General features: G+C 38.7%; 1 protein-coding gene. It reads right to left on the reverse strand.

Features of this window, described 5'->3' with window-relative positions:
- A partial coding sequence (locus ACM615_RS24275; RefSeq protein WP_431012691.1) for a DUF6787 family protein occupies positions 1-210 on the reverse strand: 210 nt, incomplete at its 3' end.
- Positions 211-212: the final 2 nt, after the last annotated feature.

A 212-nucleotide genomic window follows, 5' to 3' on the forward strand; every position in this document is an offset into this window, starting at 1 on the left:
CAATCCCATACTTCTCAGCATCTTCTTTTCAAATGCCCAAAAGAATTTAAATTGCCCTAATAGAAATCCTATCAAGACCAAGAGTACTTGGTATAACGGGAAAATTATAAGCAATCGAACTAGTGTGTACCAAAAGCCGAAGTCTTCTTTCATAATTCCCAACCAAAAACAAACAGGCTTTGATAGCCAAGCCGACGTAGAACCGGTTATCG

The organism is Rahnella sp. PAMC25617 (genome assembly GCF_050606005.1).
GTDB lineage: Bacteria > Pseudomonadota > Gammaproteobacteria > Enterobacterales > Enterobacteriaceae > Rahnella > Rahnella variigena.